This is a genomic window from Rhodococcus sp. NPDC060086 (genome assembly GCF_042730275.1).
Lineage (GTDB): Bacteria > Actinomycetota > Actinomycetes > Mycobacteriales > Mycobacteriaceae > Rhodococcus.
On the sequence record NZ_JBHWWZ010000053.1, the window covers coordinates 17,762 to 33,587 of the forward strand.

At 67.4% G+C, this 15,826-nt stretch carries 15 protein-coding genes and 1 rRNA gene; all 16 read right to left on the reverse strand.

Annotation, left to right across the window (positions count from 1 at the left end; translation table 11 throughout):
- Positions 1-8 precede the first annotated feature (8 nt).
- A complete protein-coding gene (locus ACFWB0_RS21825) occupies positions 9-1,064 on the reverse strand; it encodes a pseudouridine synthase (RefSeq protein WP_378492488.1) in 1,056 nt (351 codons plus the stop codon).
- Between the two features lie 10 nt (positions 1,065-1,074).
- The gene (gene scpB / locus ACFWB0_RS21830; RefSeq protein ID WP_378492503.1) at positions 1,075-1,707 is read right to left on the reverse strand and encodes an SMC-Scp complex subunit ScpB; all 633 of its coding nucleotides are present in this window, start codon (positions 1,705-1,707) and stop codon (positions 1,075-1,077) included.
- Positions 1,708-1,796: 89 nt separating this feature from the next.
- A complete protein-coding gene (locus tag ACFWB0_RS21835; protein WP_378492489.1) occupies positions 1,797-2,678 on the reverse strand; it encodes a segregation and condensation protein A in 882 nt (293 codons plus the stop codon).
- Between the two features lie 3 nt (positions 2,679-2,681).
- On the reverse strand, positions 2,682-3,674 hold the full coding sequence (locus ACFWB0_RS21840) for a ParA family protein (protein ID WP_378492490.1): 993 nt from the start codon (positions 3,672-3,674) through the stop codon (positions 2,682-2,684).
- A 254-nt stretch (positions 3,675-3,928) separates the two neighbouring features.
- Positions 3,929-4,846: a site-specific tyrosine recombinase XerD gene (gene xerD, locus ACFWB0_RS21845; protein ID WP_378492491.1), complete on the reverse strand. Its 918-nt coding sequence runs from the start codon at positions 4,844-4,846 to the stop codon at positions 3,929-3,931.
- A 5-nt stretch (positions 4,847-4,851) separates the two neighbouring features.
- Complete coding sequence (locus ACFWB0_RS21850) at positions 4,852-5,478, reverse strand: NUDIX domain-containing protein (RefSeq protein ID WP_378492492.1); 627 nt, start codon at positions 5,476-5,478, stop codon at positions 4,852-4,854.
- A 3-nt stretch (positions 5,479-5,481) separates the two neighbouring features.
- The gene (locus tag ACFWB0_RS21855) at positions 5,482-7,254 is read right to left on the reverse strand and encodes a CTP synthase (RefSeq protein WP_378492493.1); all 1,773 of its coding nucleotides are present in this window, start codon (positions 7,252-7,254) and stop codon (positions 5,482-5,484) included.
- A 172-nt stretch (positions 7,255-7,426) separates the two neighbouring features.
- Positions 7,427-8,371, reverse strand: a complete 945-nt coding sequence (locus tag ACFWB0_RS21860; RefSeq protein ID WP_378492494.1) for a copper transporter — start codon at positions 8,369-8,371, stop codon at positions 7,427-7,429.
- On the reverse strand, positions 8,368-9,552 hold the full coding sequence (steA, locus tag ACFWB0_RS21865) for a putative cytokinetic ring protein SteA (RefSeq protein ID WP_378492495.1): 1,185 nt from the start codon (positions 9,550-9,552) through the stop codon (positions 8,368-8,370). Before steA ends, ACFWB0_RS21860 begins: the two co-directional genes overlap by 4 nt.
- A gap of 98 nt (positions 9,553-9,650) precedes the next feature.
- A complete protein-coding gene (recN, locus tag ACFWB0_RS21870) occupies positions 9,651-11,420 on the reverse strand; it encodes a DNA repair protein RecN (RefSeq protein WP_378492496.1) in 1,770 nt (589 codons plus the stop codon).
- Complete coding sequence (locus ACFWB0_RS21875; protein WP_378492497.1) at positions 11,421-12,365, reverse strand: NAD kinase; 945 nt, start codon at positions 12,363-12,365, stop codon at positions 11,421-11,423. It lies immediately after the preceding gene.
- Positions 12,362-13,186 carry a TlyA family RNA methyltransferase gene (locus ACFWB0_RS21880; RefSeq protein ID WP_378492498.1) on the reverse strand — a complete coding sequence of 275 codons (825 nt, stop codon included), beginning with the start codon at positions 13,184-13,186 and terminating at the stop codon, positions 12,362-12,364. The genes ACFWB0_RS21875 and ACFWB0_RS21880 overlap by 4 nt, the downstream gene beginning before the upstream one ends.
- A gap of 1 nt (position 13,187) precedes the next feature.
- Positions 13,188-13,406 carry a hypothetical protein gene (locus ACFWB0_RS21885; protein ID WP_378492499.1) on the reverse strand — a complete coding sequence of 73 codons (219 nt, stop codon included), beginning with the start codon at positions 13,404-13,406 and terminating at the stop codon, positions 13,188-13,190.
- Between the two features lie 53 nt (positions 13,407-13,459).
- Positions 13,460-14,476, reverse strand: a complete 1,017-nt coding sequence (locus tag ACFWB0_RS21890; protein WP_378492500.1) for an HAD-IIA family hydrolase — start codon at positions 14,474-14,476, stop codon at positions 13,460-13,462.
- Positions 14,473-15,675, reverse strand: coding sequence for a hypothetical protein (locus ACFWB0_RS21895; protein WP_378492501.1), 1,203 nt, complete (start codon positions 15,673-15,675; stop codon positions 14,473-14,475). Before ACFWB0_RS21895 ends, ACFWB0_RS21890 begins: the two co-directional genes overlap by 4 nt.
- 66 nt (positions 15,676-15,741) lie before the next feature.
- Positions 15,742-15,826 (reverse strand): 5S ribosomal RNA (rrf, locus tag ACFWB0_RS21900); the annotation flags it as partial.

Genomic DNA, 15,826 nt, shown 5'->3' on the forward strand with positions numbered 1-15,826 from the left:
GGTGTCGGTCACAGTCCCACCGCCTGGTAGAGACCGCCGACCTCGTTGCGTCCGAGGACGCGGAGGGTGCCGGGACGCTGGTCGCCGAGCGCAACGGGACCGATGTTGGTGCGCACGAGCCGGACCACAGGATGGCCGACGAAGTCGAGCAGTCGGCGCACGATGTGCTTGCGGCCCTCATGCAGGTCCAGACGTACGAGGGACTGTCCTTCGTACGCTTCGATCAGCGCGAACTTGTCGACCTTGGCGGGACCGTCCTCGAGTTCGACACCGGCCTTGAGTTGCTTGCCGATCCCGCGTGGGAGCACACCCTTGACCGTCGCGAGATAGGTCTTGTTGACCTCGAAGGACGGATGCATGAGCCGATGCGCGAGTTCACCGTCGTTGGTGAGCAACAGCAACCCTTCGGTGTCGGCGTCGAGTCGGCCGACGTGGAACAGGCGCTGCCCCGCGGCGACACGCTCGGAGACGATGTCGCCGACGCAAGGGCGGCCCAGGTCGTCGGACATCGTGGACTGCCATCCGCGGGGTTTGTTGAGGACGAGATGGACGAGGTCCTTCTTGACGACCACGCGAACACCGTCGACGCGGATCACGGCGTTCTCGGGGTCGACGCGCAACCCCTGCTCCCGAACGATGGCTCCGTCGACCTCGACGCGGCCGCGGTCGATCATGTCCTCTGCGGCGCGCCGCGAGGCCACGCCTGCCTGCGCCAGGACCTTCTGCAGTCGCACGCCCTCGCCTGCCGGCAGCTTCGTCGGCGCGGCGGTGCTGTGCTGGTGGCGGGCGGGCTTGGCATTGCTGATGGTCGGCGTCGACGAGGTCCGGCGGGCCTGAGGCTTCGGCGCGGAGGGCCGGCCTCGCTTGTTCAGCGGGGCTCCCCCCTGACCCCGATGGGGTTTCTTACCTGCAGCGGTATTCCCTGCAGTGGAGTTCCCGGCATCCTGAGAGCGGGGGTCCGACCGGCGGGCGGAGGAAGTGGATCTGCCGGTGCCCTGCCCCTTCGCGGGGCGGGCGGTACGTTTCTGGTCCGGTGTGCCATCACGGCGAGCGGGCTTTTTCACTTTGTTCCTGTCAGTTCTCTGGATCGAACTCCGCGCGTGAGAGTGTCTCGGCGCGCGCGTTCTTACCTATTCTCTCAAACCTCGGGTCCGCTTCGAGGCTGTCACTGATGTCATCGATCACATCTACGTCGGGCAACAGGGGCCCGACGGGCGGAAGATCGCTCAGCGACGCGAGGCCCAGACGTTCGAGAAACAGCTCGGTGGTGGTGTAGAGGGTGCCTCCGGTGTCGGAATCCGTGCCGAATTCGGCGATCAGATCACGCGCGAGCAACGTGCGCATCACCCCGTCGACGTTGACACCGCGCACTGCACTGACGCGGCTGCGGGTAACCGGTTGCCGGTAGGCGACGACGGCGAGGGTTTCCAAAGCTGCACGGGTGAGCTTGGTGCGGGCCCCGCCCTGGAGGAGCTTCTCGACGTAGGGGGCGTAGTCGCGGCGAGTGTAGAACCTCCAGCCGTCCCCCGCGAAACGCAGATCGATGCCGGAGCCGCGCGCATCCAGATCGGTCGCGAGCGCGCGGAGAGCACGCTCGGCGCGGTCGGCGGTGACACCGATCGCGGCGGCGAGCTGGTCTGCGGAGGCGGGTGTGTCGACCACCAGGAGCAACGCTTCGAGCGCCGCGGTGAGTTCGTCGTCGGCCATGTCGAGCAGTTCGCCGTCCCACGACCGCTCGTCACCGGCCGGGTCCTGCGTTTCCTGCTCGGGCAGTGCGGGGCCCGGGATGTCGGCGCTCACCCGTAGTCCTCCTCGAAGTCGATGGCGTTCTCGTCGTTCTCACCGGTCCAGGCCACCTGGAGCGGACCGAGCGGGTCGGGCTGGTCGAAGGTGACGACGCGTTCGCGGTAGAGCTCGAGCAGCGCGAGGAACCGCGCGACCACAAGCAGTCCGTGCTCACAGTCGGCTGTGAGGACCTCGAAGCCGACCCACTGCCCGGCACCCCGGTCCTTCAGCAGAGCAAGGATGTGTGCGGCCTGCTCGGGGACCGACACCGCCGAGACGTGCAGGTGGTCGAGCCCGACGGTGGGGATCGGCTTGGGGCGGAATGCGGCGGCGGCGATCTCGGCGAAGCGCTGCGCGTCGACTCCGAGGACGACTTCCGGCACGAGGTTCTCGAAGCATTCTTCCAGCGACACCGCACGCGGATAGCGGCGGAGCGCAGCGCTCTCGAGTTCGGCGAAGTGCTCGGCGATCTGCTTGTACGCCCGGTACTGCAGCAATCGCGCGAACAGCAGGTCGCGGGCCTCGAGCAACGCGAGATCCTCGAGGTCGTGGACGTCACCGGAGGGCAGCAGACGGGCCGCTTTGAGGTCGAGCAAGGTCGCGGCGACGACGAGGAACTCGGTGGTCTGGTCGAGTCCGAGTTGGGGACCGAGTTTCCGGGTGTAGGCGATGAATTCGTCGGTGACCTCATGCAACGCGACTTCGGTGACATCGAGGCGGCGCTGCGAGATCAGGGTGAGGAGCAGATCGAAGGGGCCCTCGAAGTTGCGGAGCCGGACCCGGAATCCGCCGTTGTCAGCATCCTCGGTTTCCGGAGGCCGGCCGGTGTTCTCGTCGGCGACAGCAGCAACAGCGGAGTCCGCAGCGGCGGAATCCTGTGTGAGAGCGGACACGGATCAGCGGCCGGCCCGGTGGATCACTTCGCGGGCGAGCGACCGGAACGACTCGGCACCACCTGATTTCGGCGCCCAGGTGATGATCGGTTCGCCGGCAACACTGGTCTCGGGAAATTTGACGGTGCGGGCGATGACGCTGTCGTAGACGAGGTCACCGAAGACCTCGACTACCCGGGACATCACTTCGCGGCCGTGCAACGTCCGCGAGTCGTACATGGTCACGAGGATGCCGGCGACGGCGAGGCGCGGGTTGAGCCGATCACGCACCTTGGCGACGGTGTCGTTGAGCAGAGCGAGACCGCGAAGGCTGAAGAATTCGCACTCCATCGGAATCAGTACGGAGTCTGCGCAGGCCAGCGCGTTGACGGTGAGCAGGCCGAGCGATGGCTGGCAATCGACGAGGATGTAGTCGTACCGTTCGAGAACCGGGTACAGGGCACGGCCGAGTGCCTGTTCGCGCCCCACCTCGGACACGAGCTGGATCTCGGCGGCAGACAGGTCGATGTTGCTCGGCAGCAGGTCGAGGTTCTCGATGTGCGTGTGGATCAGTACGTCGTCGGTATCGGCTCGGGGTTCGACCAGCAGATTGTGGACCGTCAGCTCGAGATCGTGGTGGGCGACCCCGAGTCCGGCGGACAATGCACCCTGAGGGTCGAGGTCTACGAGCAACACGCGGCGGCCGCATTCGGCGAGAGCGGCACCCAGGTTGATGGTGGAGGTGGTCTTGCCCACCCCGCCCTTCTGGTTGCACATGGCGATGATCTTGGCGGGGCCGTGCGACGCCAGCGGTGGCGGATCGGGGATGTGTCGGCGTGGCCTGCCGGTGGGGCCGAGGTCCGTCCGGTCGGCCGGCGCAGCCTCGATATCGCCGATCGGCGGAGCCTGGGTGGTGTCCACCGTCGATTCGTCGCCGGGCCCGTCGTCAGGTGATTCCGGTTCGGCCGGCGAACGGTAGTCGGCAACGGAACGGACCGGTGCCGGCCAACCCTGCATGGCCGCGTGTGCAATGTTCAGATGTGTGCTGTCTGTGGCAGATGGCCGAGGTGTGCCCACGAGCGGTGCTCCCCCTGTTCTGCGTCCTACTGTGCATCTAGCGAGCTGTGCATCCAGCGATGCGAAAACCGTTGTCGTCGAGTTGCCGAACGGTTGCTGTTCCGTATCCGGAACGCTACCGCGTCCTCGCCCCTTGAACGCTACCGCCTGGGTGCGTGTCGCGCGGACGGACACGCATTTCGGGGACACTCCGATCAGCGTGCGCGGGGATGCGCACCGGCCCAGACCTCTCGCAACGCGCCGACAGTGACCAACGTGTAGATCTGCGTCGTCGTCACAGAAGCATGCCCGAGCAACTCCTGCACCACGCGTACGTCGGCGCCTCCGTCGAGCAGGTGGGTCGCGAACGAATGTCGGAGTGTGTGCGGTGAGACCCCCGTCCCGATGGCTGCGCGCTCGGCTGCGGTCTGCAGTACCTGCCACGCGCTCTGCCGCGACAACCGCCCGCCCCGTGCGTTGAGGAACAACGCGGCGGTGTGGCCGGCGGCGAGGACGGGCCGACCCCTCACGAGATAGGCGTCGAGCGCCGCGAGCGCGGGTCGGCCGACGGGCACGAGTCGTTGCTTACCGCCTTTTCCGTGCAGGAGCACCGCCCTGGAGTCGGTGTCCACGTCGTCGACATCGAGCCCGACCGCCTCGGAGATGCGGGCACCGGTCGAATACAGCAGTTCCAACAGAGCCCGGTCGCGGAGGCCACGGGGCCCGTCCGCCTCGCCGCCGACCGCATCGAGAATTGCCGTCACCTGGTCGACGGTCAGCGACTTCGGGAGACGCCGCCCCGCGGTGGGGGGCTTGACGGCACGCGCAACGTCGCTCGGCGTCCGACCTTCGGCCGCGGCGAACCGGTGTAATCCACGTACCGCGATCAAGGCGCGTGCGACCGAGCTGGCAGCGAGCGCCGGGCGGTCCCGGTCGGGGTCGCCGCGACGCAACACCGCCACGAACTCGGCGACGTGCTCCTCACGGACTTCCGCGAGATCGCTGATCCCACAGTCCGTGAGGTAGTCCCGATAGCGGGCCAGATCTCGTCGGTAGGACGACAGGGTGTTGGCGGCGGCACCGCGTTCGACAGTGAGGTGATCGAGATAGGTGTCGAGTTGTCCCGCCAGCACCGACGTCACTCCCCCGCGCGGGTGCGGGAGAACGCGCCGGGCCGGTCCGGCCACAGCGCGTCGGAAGGTCGCAGCTCGACCCCGGCGGTGCGTGCGGCAGCCGATGCGAGGATGCCCGACACCGCGGTGGCATTGACGACCTCGCCGCACAATGCCATGGACACGGCCTCGCCGAGAGGCACCCGGTGGATCTCCAGGTCGGCTTCCTCGTGTTCCGGTTCGGGCCGGTCCACCTCGGTCAGGCCGCGGGCTACGAAGACCCGGACCGCTTCGTCGGTGAAGCCGGGCGACAGCGCGAGGTCGACGAGCGTCTCCCAGTGTTCCGCCACGAGCCCGGTCTCTTCCGCGAGTTCACGTTTCGCAGCGTCGAGCGGTGACTCGCCTGCCTCGTCGAGGAGACCGGCGGGCAACTCCCACAGTCGCCGGCCGAGCGGGTGCCGGTACTGGTGGATCAGGACCAGTCTGTCCTGATCGTCGATGGCAACCACCGCCACCGCACCGAAGTGTTCGACCACCTCCCGGTGGGCGGTGTGCCCGTCCGGCATCGCGACCTCGTCGACGCGCAGCGACACGATGGCACCGGTGTAGATGCGCTGCGTGGACAGGGTCCGGAATTCGTGTCGCTGCGCCACGCGCTAGTCCGCGTCGATGCTGCCGGACGTGGACGTCACGGCCTCGGCGGAGTCGACGGCGAGGTCGTCGACGGTGCGCTTGCCGTCATCCCCGTGAACGTCGACCGGAAGTCGTTCGGCCGCTTTGTACTTCAACGCAGCGGAGACCAGCCCGGCGAACAGCGGGTGCGGCCGGGTGGGCCGGCTCTTGAGCTCCGGATGAGCTTGGGTGGCGACGAAGAACGGATGTACGGCCGCCGGGTACTCGACGAACTCGACGAGTCGCCCGTCCGGTGAGGTACCGGAGAACAGGAGCCCGGACTTCGCGATCCGCTCGCGGTAGGCGTTGTTGACCTCGAAGCGGTGACGGTGCCGCTCGGACACCTCGTCGGTGCCGTACGCCTTCGCGACGACCGATCCCTTGGCCAGTACCGCCGGGTAGGCACCGAGACGCATGGTGCCACCGAGGTCGGCTTCACCGGCCACGGCCTGTTCCTGATCGGCCATCGTCGAGATCACCGGCGCGGTGGTGTCGGGGTCGAACTCGGTGGACGAAGCATCCGAGATACCGATCGAACGTGCCGCTTCGATGACGACGCACTGCAGACCGAGGCACAGTCCGAGCAGCGGAATCTTGCGGGACCGCGCGAAACGGATCGCGCCGAGCTTGCCCTCGATACCGCGGATGCCGAAGCCGCCCGGAATCAGGACCGCGTCGACGTCGCCGAGGTGCGCCTGCGCGCCGGACTCGGTTTCACATTCGTCGGACGCGACCCAGCGAATCTTCACCTTGGCGCGGTGCGCGAATCCACCTGCACGCAGCGCTTCGGTCACCGACAGGTACGCGTCGGGCAGGTCGATGTACTTGCCGACGAGTGCCACCTCGACGGTTTCCCGAGGCTTGTGGACGCGGTCGAGCAGATCTCCCCACACCGTCCAGTCGACGTCGCGGAACGGGAGTCCGAGCTGACGCACGACGTAGGCGTCGAGGCCTTCGCTGTGCAGCACCTTGGGGATGTCGTAGATGCTCGGTGCGTCGGGGCACGAGATGCAGCCCGCGACGTCGACGTCGCACATCAGCGAGATCTTCGCCTTGAGGGACGCGGGGACGTCGCGATCACATCGCAGCACGAGCGCGTCGGGCTGGATGCCGATGTTGCGCAACGCCGCTACCGAGTGCTGCGTGGGCTTCGTCTTCAGCTCACCGGACGGGCCGAGGTACGGCACCAGCGACACGTGCAGGAAGAAGCAGTTGTCGCGGCCGACTTCATGGCGGACCTGACGGGCCGCCTCGAGGAACGGCTGGGATTCGATGTCGCCGACGGTGCCACCGATCTCGGTGATCACGACATCCGGCGTGTAGCCCTCGGAATCGGGTGCGGACATCGCAAGGACGCGGCGCTTGATCTCGTCGGTGATGTGCGGAATCACCTGGACGGTGTCGCCGAGGTACTCGCCGCGGCGTTCCTTCGCGATCACGGTCGAGTACACCTGGCCGGTGGTGACGTTCGCGTCGGCGTTGAGGTTTCGGTCGAGGAAACGCTCGTAGTGACCCACGTCGAGATCGGTTTCGGCACCGTCCTCGGTGACGAACACCTCACCGTGCTGGAACGGATTCATGGTGCCCGGATCGACATTGAGATACGGATCGAGTTTCTGCATGGTCACGCGCATTCCGCGCGCGGTGAGCAGCGCACCGAGACTCGATGCGGTGAGCCCCTTGCCCAGCGAGGATGCGACGCCCCCACTGACGAAAATGTGCTTGGTAGGGGTACGCGATTGGCGTGACTGTGGCAACGAAGCTCCCGTGACGTCAGGTGCAGGACTTTTGGACTTCAGACGATACAGCTGGGGCCTGCCGACCCACGGAACTTCACGGTAACACCTGTGGAGGCCGGTGCGTACCCGAGTCGCGATTGTGGGGCACCGATGCTGCGGACATCACAGCGCGAGAAGAAACCGGGTCCGGTCACCGCGCGGTGGATCCCACGGTGACCGCGGCCGCACCGGGCCCGGTTCCGTAGCGGCCGGCGCCGCCGTCGAACTGCTCGCGCAGGGCCAGCACCGCGGTGCTCCGCCCTGCCTCGCGGTCCAGGTTGTCGACGGTGGACAGCCCTGCCGACAGAGCCGCGTCGGCGCGGACCACCGCGAGCGGGCCGTTGCCGGTCGCCGATTCGGGCCGTCCGGCAAGGACGGCGCCCGCGCCACGGGTGTCGACGGCTGCCGCGAAACGGGCGATGAGTGCACCACGGTTGCCGCCGTCGAGATCCTCGACACCGCTGCCGGTGAGTACCAGTGCGGACTGGGCAGGCTCGACGACTCCGTCGTAGGAGATGAACCCGCCGCTGCGCAACGCGGACAATGCAAGCTCGCGTTCCTCCGGGGTGCTACGCGATGCTCCGGAGGCGGGATCCACCAGGAGTGCGGCACCGAGCAGGTCGCCGGCGAGACTGCCGGGATCGACCGCGCCGGTCTGCAGTTGCACGCCCGCCGGGATGATGTTGGTGACCGTGGTGCGGAGCATGTCGGCGCCGGCCGCATCGAGGAACGAGTCGGTCAGCGACAGTCGTCCAGTCACGGTGCCACCCGCGGATGCCACTGCGCGTGTGACTGCGTCGAGATCGGCAGGATCGGCATCGGGGGTCGTCACCACGAGCACGGTGCGATCGACGAGTTCATCGCGGACCACGCGCGGCGCGACGGTGGCCTCGAATTCGTCGGCGGCACGCAGCTCCGAGTCGAGTCGATTGGCTCGGTCGTGTTCGGCTTGCAGTTCGCGGCCCATGTCCGCCTTGTCGTCACGCAGGCCGGCTACGAGGCTGTTCGACAACAACCCTGAGCCGAGGACGACACCGAGACCGAGTGCCAAGAACACTGCGATCAGGGAGACCGCGTGCTGGCGCATCGAGATCACTCGAACTGACCCCGAACCCACTCGACGGAGTCGGCAGACCAGGTCGTGGCCCAGTCGACGACGTCGCCGCCCAGGTTGGACACGACCAACGCGGCGATCACGGCGATGAGCGCGGCGAAGACGAGCAGCGCGATGATGCCACCGGAAACGCGGCTGCGGTACAGGGTGGCGACGGCTTTCGAATCGACCAGTTTCGGACCGACCTTGAGGCGCGTCATGACCGCCGACGGGTTGGTGTCGCGGCGACCCTGATCGAAGAATTCATCGAGGGAGACGGTGCTTCCGACGGTCACGACGAGTGCCGCGCCGTGATGGTCGACGAGGAGCAGCGCGAGGTCGGTGGAGGTTCCTGCTGCGGGGAACGTCATCGCACCGATCCCGAGATCCTGGATGCGTTCGAGTCCGGGCGCGTGTCCGTCCGGATCGGCGGGCAGGACGACCTCGGCGCCGGACTGGAGGGTGGAGGTGCCGATGCCGTCCGGGTCGCCGATGATCAGGTCCGGCCGATAGCCGGCTTTGGTCAGGGCATCGGCACCGGAGTCGACGCCCACCAGGATCGGTGAGTATTCCTTGATGAAGGGCCGAAGGTTCTTCAGGTCCTGCGCGTGGTCGGGTCCGCCGGTGACCACCACGACGTGCCGGTCCTGCAGGTCGAGATCGATATCGGGGATGCCCACCCCGTCGATGAGCAACGGGCTCTCCGAGCGGATGAACTCGATGGTGTTGCCGGAGAATGCCTCGAGGTGGTCGACCAGGCCGGTCTTCGCCTCGATCATCCGATCGGAGATCTCGGCTTCGGTCTGTTCCTCACCTTCGACGAGCAGACGTTCCCCGGCGTAGACACCGCCGTCGTGGAGCCGGACCTTGGCGCCGTCCTTGATCTTCTTGAACAGATCGGACCCGACACTGTCGATCAGGATGATGTCGTTGGCGACGAGGACTTCCGGGCCGAGGTTGGGATAGCGACCGGAAATCGACGCCGATGCATTGACGACCGCGGTGACCCCCGCTTCGACGAGGGCGTCGGCGGTGACCCGATCGAGGTCGACGGCGTCGAGGATGACGATGTCGCCGGGACCGACCCGGCGGACCAGTTTTGCGGTGTTCTTGTCGACCCGGGCGATACCGCTCACTCCGGGCAGCGTTTCATTGTTGCGGGACAGCAGCGCCGGCATCTTCATGGTGAGAATGATGCTCCTGAGGTGCGATGCGGTTGTGGAGGCGCGCCGGACGACGCGGGAGTTCACCTCGCTTCACCTCGCGACCATCGCGGCCGAACTCAGCCCTCTCGTTCGGCGTGCGCCATGGCGAGCAGTTCCTCGGCATGTGCCCGGCCGGTCTCGGTGTCGTCGAGCCCGGCAAGCATCCGCGCCAGTTCGGTGACCCGCTCGGTATCGGTCAAGGTGCGCACGCCGCTACTCACCACACCGGCCGCATCGTCGACCTTGTCGACCACCAGATGAGTGTCGGCGAAGGCGGCGACCTGCGGCAGGTGCGTGACGACGATGACCTGGTGCGTGCGCGAGAGTCGGGCCAGGCGGCGACCGATCTCGACCGCGGCACGGCCACCGACGCCGGCATCCACCTCGTCGAACACCATGGTGGCGCCGCGCTCGGAGGCGGCGAGGACCACCTCGAGTGCCAGCATGACCCGCGACATCTCACCGCCCGACGCGCTGCGAGCGATGGGCAGGGCCGGCGCGCCGGCGTGGGCGGCGAGACGGAATTCGACGTCGTCGACCCCCGATTCGCCTGCGTGCACCGTGCGGTCCCCCACGGGAAGGGGCGCAGAATCTCCCGCGCCTGCTTCACGGTCGCGGACGTGTACGTCGAGCACGGCACGCCCCATCGCGAGTCCGGCGAGTTCCTTGCTCACCGCCTTCGCAAGTTTGGTTGCCGCTTTGCTCCGCGCCGCCGTCAACGCACCGGCGGCTTCCGCGGTCGCGGTGGCTTCGCTGTCCACTTCGGCGGCGAGCTTCTCGAGTGCCTCGGAGGACACGTCGAGCCGCGACAGTCGCTCGCGCGCATCGTCGGCCCAGTCGAGCACCCCGTCGATGTCGGCGGCGTACTTGCGGGTGAGGGTCTTCAGTTCGGCTTGGCGGGTCAGCAGCGATTCGAGTGCGCCGGGATCGGACGGGAGGCCGCCCAGATAGCCGGAGAGATCTGCGGTGACATCGGTGACCACCGTGATTGCCTCGGCGAGCCGCGGACCGAGTTCGCACAGCGCCGGATCGTCGCTGCCCTCGACACGGGACCGGGCTTCGCCGAGCAGGTCGAGCGCGGACGCGGCCTCCCCTGCGTCGGCGCTGTCGTATCCGGCGAGGACGCCGTGTGCGGCCGCAGCCGCTTCACGCAATGAATCGAGATCCGACAGACGCAGGACATCGGCGACGATCCGTGCGTCTTCGCCTCGTTCGGGGGCGACCCTGTCGATCTCGTCGAGTCCGAACTGCAGCCGGTCGGCTTCCTGGGCCAACTCTCGCGCCCTGTTCGTGCGGTCGAGGAGTTCGGAGCGGGCATCGAGCCACCGTCGCCGGTGCGTGCGGTAACGCTCCCGCAGCGACGTGATGGCCTTTCCTCCGAATCGATCGAGGGCAGCGCGCTGCTGGTCGGGACGCAGCAGGCGGAGCTGGTCATTCTGCCCGTGCACCGTCAGCAGCGGGTCGGTGAATTCGGAAAGCAAGCCGACCGGGATGCTGCGGCCCCCGAGGTGTGCCCGGGACCCTCCGTCGCTGTTGACGGTCCGCACCGCGATGATGCTGCCGTCGTCGTCGCGTTGCGCACCTGCCGATTCGAGTAGCCGCGCCACTTCCTTCTCGACGTGACTGTTGCCCCCGTCGACACTGAAGCGGCCTTCGACCACGGCACGCGACGCTCCCACCCGTACCCGTGCAGAGTCGGCGCGCACACCTGACAGAAGGTGCAGGCTGGTCACGACCATGGTCTTGCCGGCACCGGTTTCACCGGTCAGCACCGTCAAGCCTCCGTCGAACCGGGCACTTGCCTCGGTGATCACACCGAGGTTGTCTATCCGGATCTCTGAGAGCACCTAGAGTTTCCTTCCCCGCCAGCCCTTCACCGGAAGATCGAACTTGCGCACCATCCGATCCGCAAACGGTGCCGAATCCAGCCGTACCCATCTCACGGAATGCTTCCCGCGGACGACCTCGAGGCGGCCTCCGGCAGGAAGTTCGAGCGTGCGGCGCCCATCGCAGAACACGAGGCCGGCATGGCTTCCCGCGAGGGTCTCGACCGCAATGATCGATTTCGGACTGGTCACCAGCGGACGCGCGAACAACGCGTGAGCATTGCTCGGGATCACAAGAAGCGCTTCGAGTTCCGGCCACACGATCGGGCCACCCGCGGAGAACGCGTAGGCCGTCGACCCGGTCGGGGTGGCGATCAGCACACCGTCGCCACCGAAGGACGACACCGGACGTCCGTCCACTTCGAGAACCACCTCGAGGACGCCGAGTCGCGATTGGTTCTCGAGACTCGCCTCGTTGAGCGCCCACCCGCGGTCGACGATGACATCGTCCACGCGGATCGTCACGTCGAGGGTCATCCGGTTCTCGACCGAGTACTGCTTGCGCACCACCTGGTGCAGGGCCTCTTCGAGATGGTCTGCTTCGGCTTCGGCCAGGAAGCCGATCCGGCCGAGGTTGATGCCGAGTACCGGCACCGATACGTGTTGTGCGAGCTCTGCAGCACGCAGGAAGCTTCCGTCACCGCCGAGGACGATGACCATCTCGCAACCGGCCGCCGCATCGGGGCCCGATTCGACGATCCGGATCCTGCCGCCGGGAACCTCCAGCGCTCCGAGGCCGGTGCTGACCGCTTCGTCCTCGAGGACACGCAGGACGATCCCGGCGTCGCCGAAGAGTTTCGCGACCCGCTGAGCGGTGGTGGCAATCTCTTCCCTACCCGAATGCGACACGAGCAGGACCTCGCGGCCCTGCGTCCCGGGCGTCGATTCGCCCGACCCTGTTGTCACTGAGGTCCTTCCTGCACCGCTTGCTCGATGAGTTCGACCACCCTCGTGTCGGGGTCGGCCGTGTCAGGTTCTCCCGCCCGAAGCCACAGGAAGTACTCCACGTTCCCCGACGGGCCTGGCAGCGGGCTGGCGACCGCCCCCAACGTGCGAAGCCCGAGTTTCCGGGCGTCGCGTGCTACGTCGAGGACCGCCTCCGTCCGCAGCGCGGAGTCGCGCACGACACCGCCGCTACCGACGCGGTCCTTCCCCACTTCGAACTGTGGCTTGACCATCGGAAGCAGGTCGGCGCCCGGCGCGGCGCACCGGACGAATGCTGGGAGCACCAGGCGCAGCGAGATGAACGACAGGTCCGCCACGACGACGTCGGCCGGTCCTCCGATCGTCTCGGCGTCGATATTACGCACGTTTGTTCGATCGATCACGTGGACACGTTCATCCGACTGCAGTCGCCACACCAGTTGCCCGTATCCGACGTCGACCGCGACGACCTCGGACGCACCCTCATGGAGCAACACATCGGTGAAGCCACCGGTCGACGCACCGGCATCGAGGCAGCGTCGGCCCGAGATCTGCAGGCCGGATGGGGTGAACGCCTCGAGTGCACCGAGCAGTTTGTGCGCACCCCTCGACGCCCATGACACTTCGTCGGTGACGTCGTTGACGATGAGCGGGGTGTTCGCTTCCACTGCGGTCGCCGGCTTCGTCGCAACGGCGCCGGAAATCAGCACTCGTCCGGCTGCGATCAGTTCACTGGCGTGCTCACGGGAACGCGCCAAACCGCGGCGCACCAATTCTGCATCGACACGTGCTCTGCGCGCCATGTCAGATCTTGTCCACGGTCGACAGCGCCTGGACAAGCACGTCGTGCGCCTGCTCGAGCAGCTGCGCCTGCCTTCCGATCGAGGCGGCGGTATCACCGACATGGCCTTCCTCCTGCACACGCGCAAGCAGGCGGTCGACCTCGACATGCACAGCATCGGGGTCGACACCGGGGCCGGCGCCGGGAAGGTGTTCTCCTGGACGTGGAATCGACATGCTCATCGTCGACCACGCTAGTCGATGATCGACACGGCGGACACATCGCACGACCGCTGTCAGACCTCCGGGACCCACTGGGCGACCACGCGGCGGGCTGCCTCATCCGAACCCACGATCGCACCGAAACCCGGGTGCGCCCACGCCACGTCGAGGACACCCCTCAGCGCCGCCATGGATGCGTCTGCGGAACCGGCCGCGTCGGCCCCGTTCACCGTCGACGTGAGGTGCAGGTCGCCGTCGTCCACGGCGACCGTCCACCCGTTTCCGGGCTCCACACGTAGCACCGACGCAGCGGTGTCCAGGCATTCGAGGGACGAAGCGACATAAGTGGGTCGCTGGTGGGCGGGTGCACGCAACAGATCCTCGATGGTGCTCACCCCGGTCAGGACCAGCAGCGAGTCGACGCCGACTGCGTTCGCGCCCTGGATATCGGTGTCGAGCCGGTCACCGATGACGAGGGGGCGATCCGCCGAGGCTCGGCGGATCGCATCGTCGAGCAGTGGTGCGGCAGGCTTGCCGGCGACGATCGGTGTGCTCCCCGTTGCCGATACCAGCGCCGCCACCATCGAGCCGTTGCCGAGAACGAGCCCGCGTTCGGTCGGCAGCGTGGAGTCGACGTTGGTCGCCACCCACAGGGCGCCGGCCCGGATTGCGAGGGTCGCCTCGGCGAGGATGCGCCATCCGGTGTCGGGAGAATGCCCCTGTACGACGGCTACCGGTTGCGCGTCCGCGGTCCGGACCGGTTCGAGCGACACCGCGGAGATCTCCTCCGCAAGCGCGTCCGTACCCACCACCAGAATCTTCGATCCCGTGGGGAGGCGTTCGGCCAAGAGGCGAGCAGCGGACTGCGAACTCGTCACCACCGAATCGGTATCGGCGACGAACCCGAGTTCCTGCAGATGCTGCGCGACTTCGAACGGACGTCGGCTGGCGTTGTTCGTCACATACAACATGCGATCGCCGCCGCTGAGGGCCTCACGCGCCCCGGGAACCGCTTCCGCTCCCCGATAGACGGTGCCGTCGAGGTCGAGCAGCAGGACGTCGTACCGGGACCGCAGTGTCTCCGAACTCACAGATTGTCTCCGGTGAGCTCGTCCACCCGCTCTTCTGCGTCGGTGACGCCCTCGAGATCCGCTGCCGAAGAATGCAGGAACCACTGCAGGCCTTCATCGGTGCGCCCGGCCGCTACCAGCGCATCTGCGTAAGCGTAGAACAGGCGTGCCGCGGAGGTGCCTGTCCGCTCGGGATCCAGATCTGGCGTCTGCAGGGTGACCACGGCCTGATCGATCTGGCCGAGGTCCATACGCGCACCCGCGACGACGATGCGCAGCTCGGATGCCTCGTCACCGGTCAGCTTGCGCGCTTCCTCACTACGACCGAGCTCGACGGCCTTCTCGGGACGACCCAGACCGCGCTCGCAGTCGGCCATGACGGCCAGCAGGCCGGTTCCCCCGGACATCCGGCGGGCAGCCCGCAGCTCGGACAGGGCTTCGGCCCACTCCCCGGCGTGATACGCCGTGATCCCCGCCGCTTCACGCACCACTGCGATACGACCGGCGCGCTGTCGAGCGGCACGGGCGTGGGACAGCGCGGTGCGGACGTCGTCGTCGATCAGACGCCCGGCCATGACCAGGTGTCGCGCCACAGCGTTCGCGTTCGCCTTGTCCAGGCTCAGCAGATCGCGGCGTATGGTCGGATCGAGTTCCGATGCTTCGAGGTCGTCGGGCAGATCCGGTTCATCCGGACGTGCCTCGCGGCGCTGCGGTCGGACTCCTTCGCGACCCTTCGGATCGAATCCGCCTTCGCCACCTCGCCGACGGGGTGCTCCCCGATCCGGGCCGCTTCCACGATGATCCCCGCCGCTACCGCGGCGGTCGTCGGAGGTACGGCGGTCGCCGGACGGGGTACTCGGGCGGCCCGAGTGGCCGGGGCGGTCGCCACGTCGGTCTTCGCCTCCGCGCCGGTCGTCGCTGCGACCGAAGCCCGATCCCTGCCGTCCCCGGTCTCCGCTGCCACGCTCGCCACCGGAGCGGTCCTGGCGCGGACGGTCGCCGTACGGACGATCACCACTGCGAGAATCGCTGCCTCGGCGATCGTCACCGCGGCGGTCGTCGCGGCCACGACTGGGCCGTCCCGCTCCGCCATGGGGCTGTCCGCGGTCGTCTTTTCGTTCTTCACCGCGGTCGTTCCGGCGGTCGTCGCCGCTCCGGCCCGACCACGGAGTGGATCCTCCGCTTCGGAAGGACCTACGTTCACCGTTGCTGTCGGACACAGCAAAATCCTTTCATGAAAAACACGAAAGGGGACCCATACGAGTGGGTCCCCTTTCGGAACGGGTGTTCGGCGGTGTCCTACTCTCCCACACCCTGTCGAGTGCAGTACCATCGGCGCAGACAGGCTTAGCTTCCGGGTTCGGAATGGGA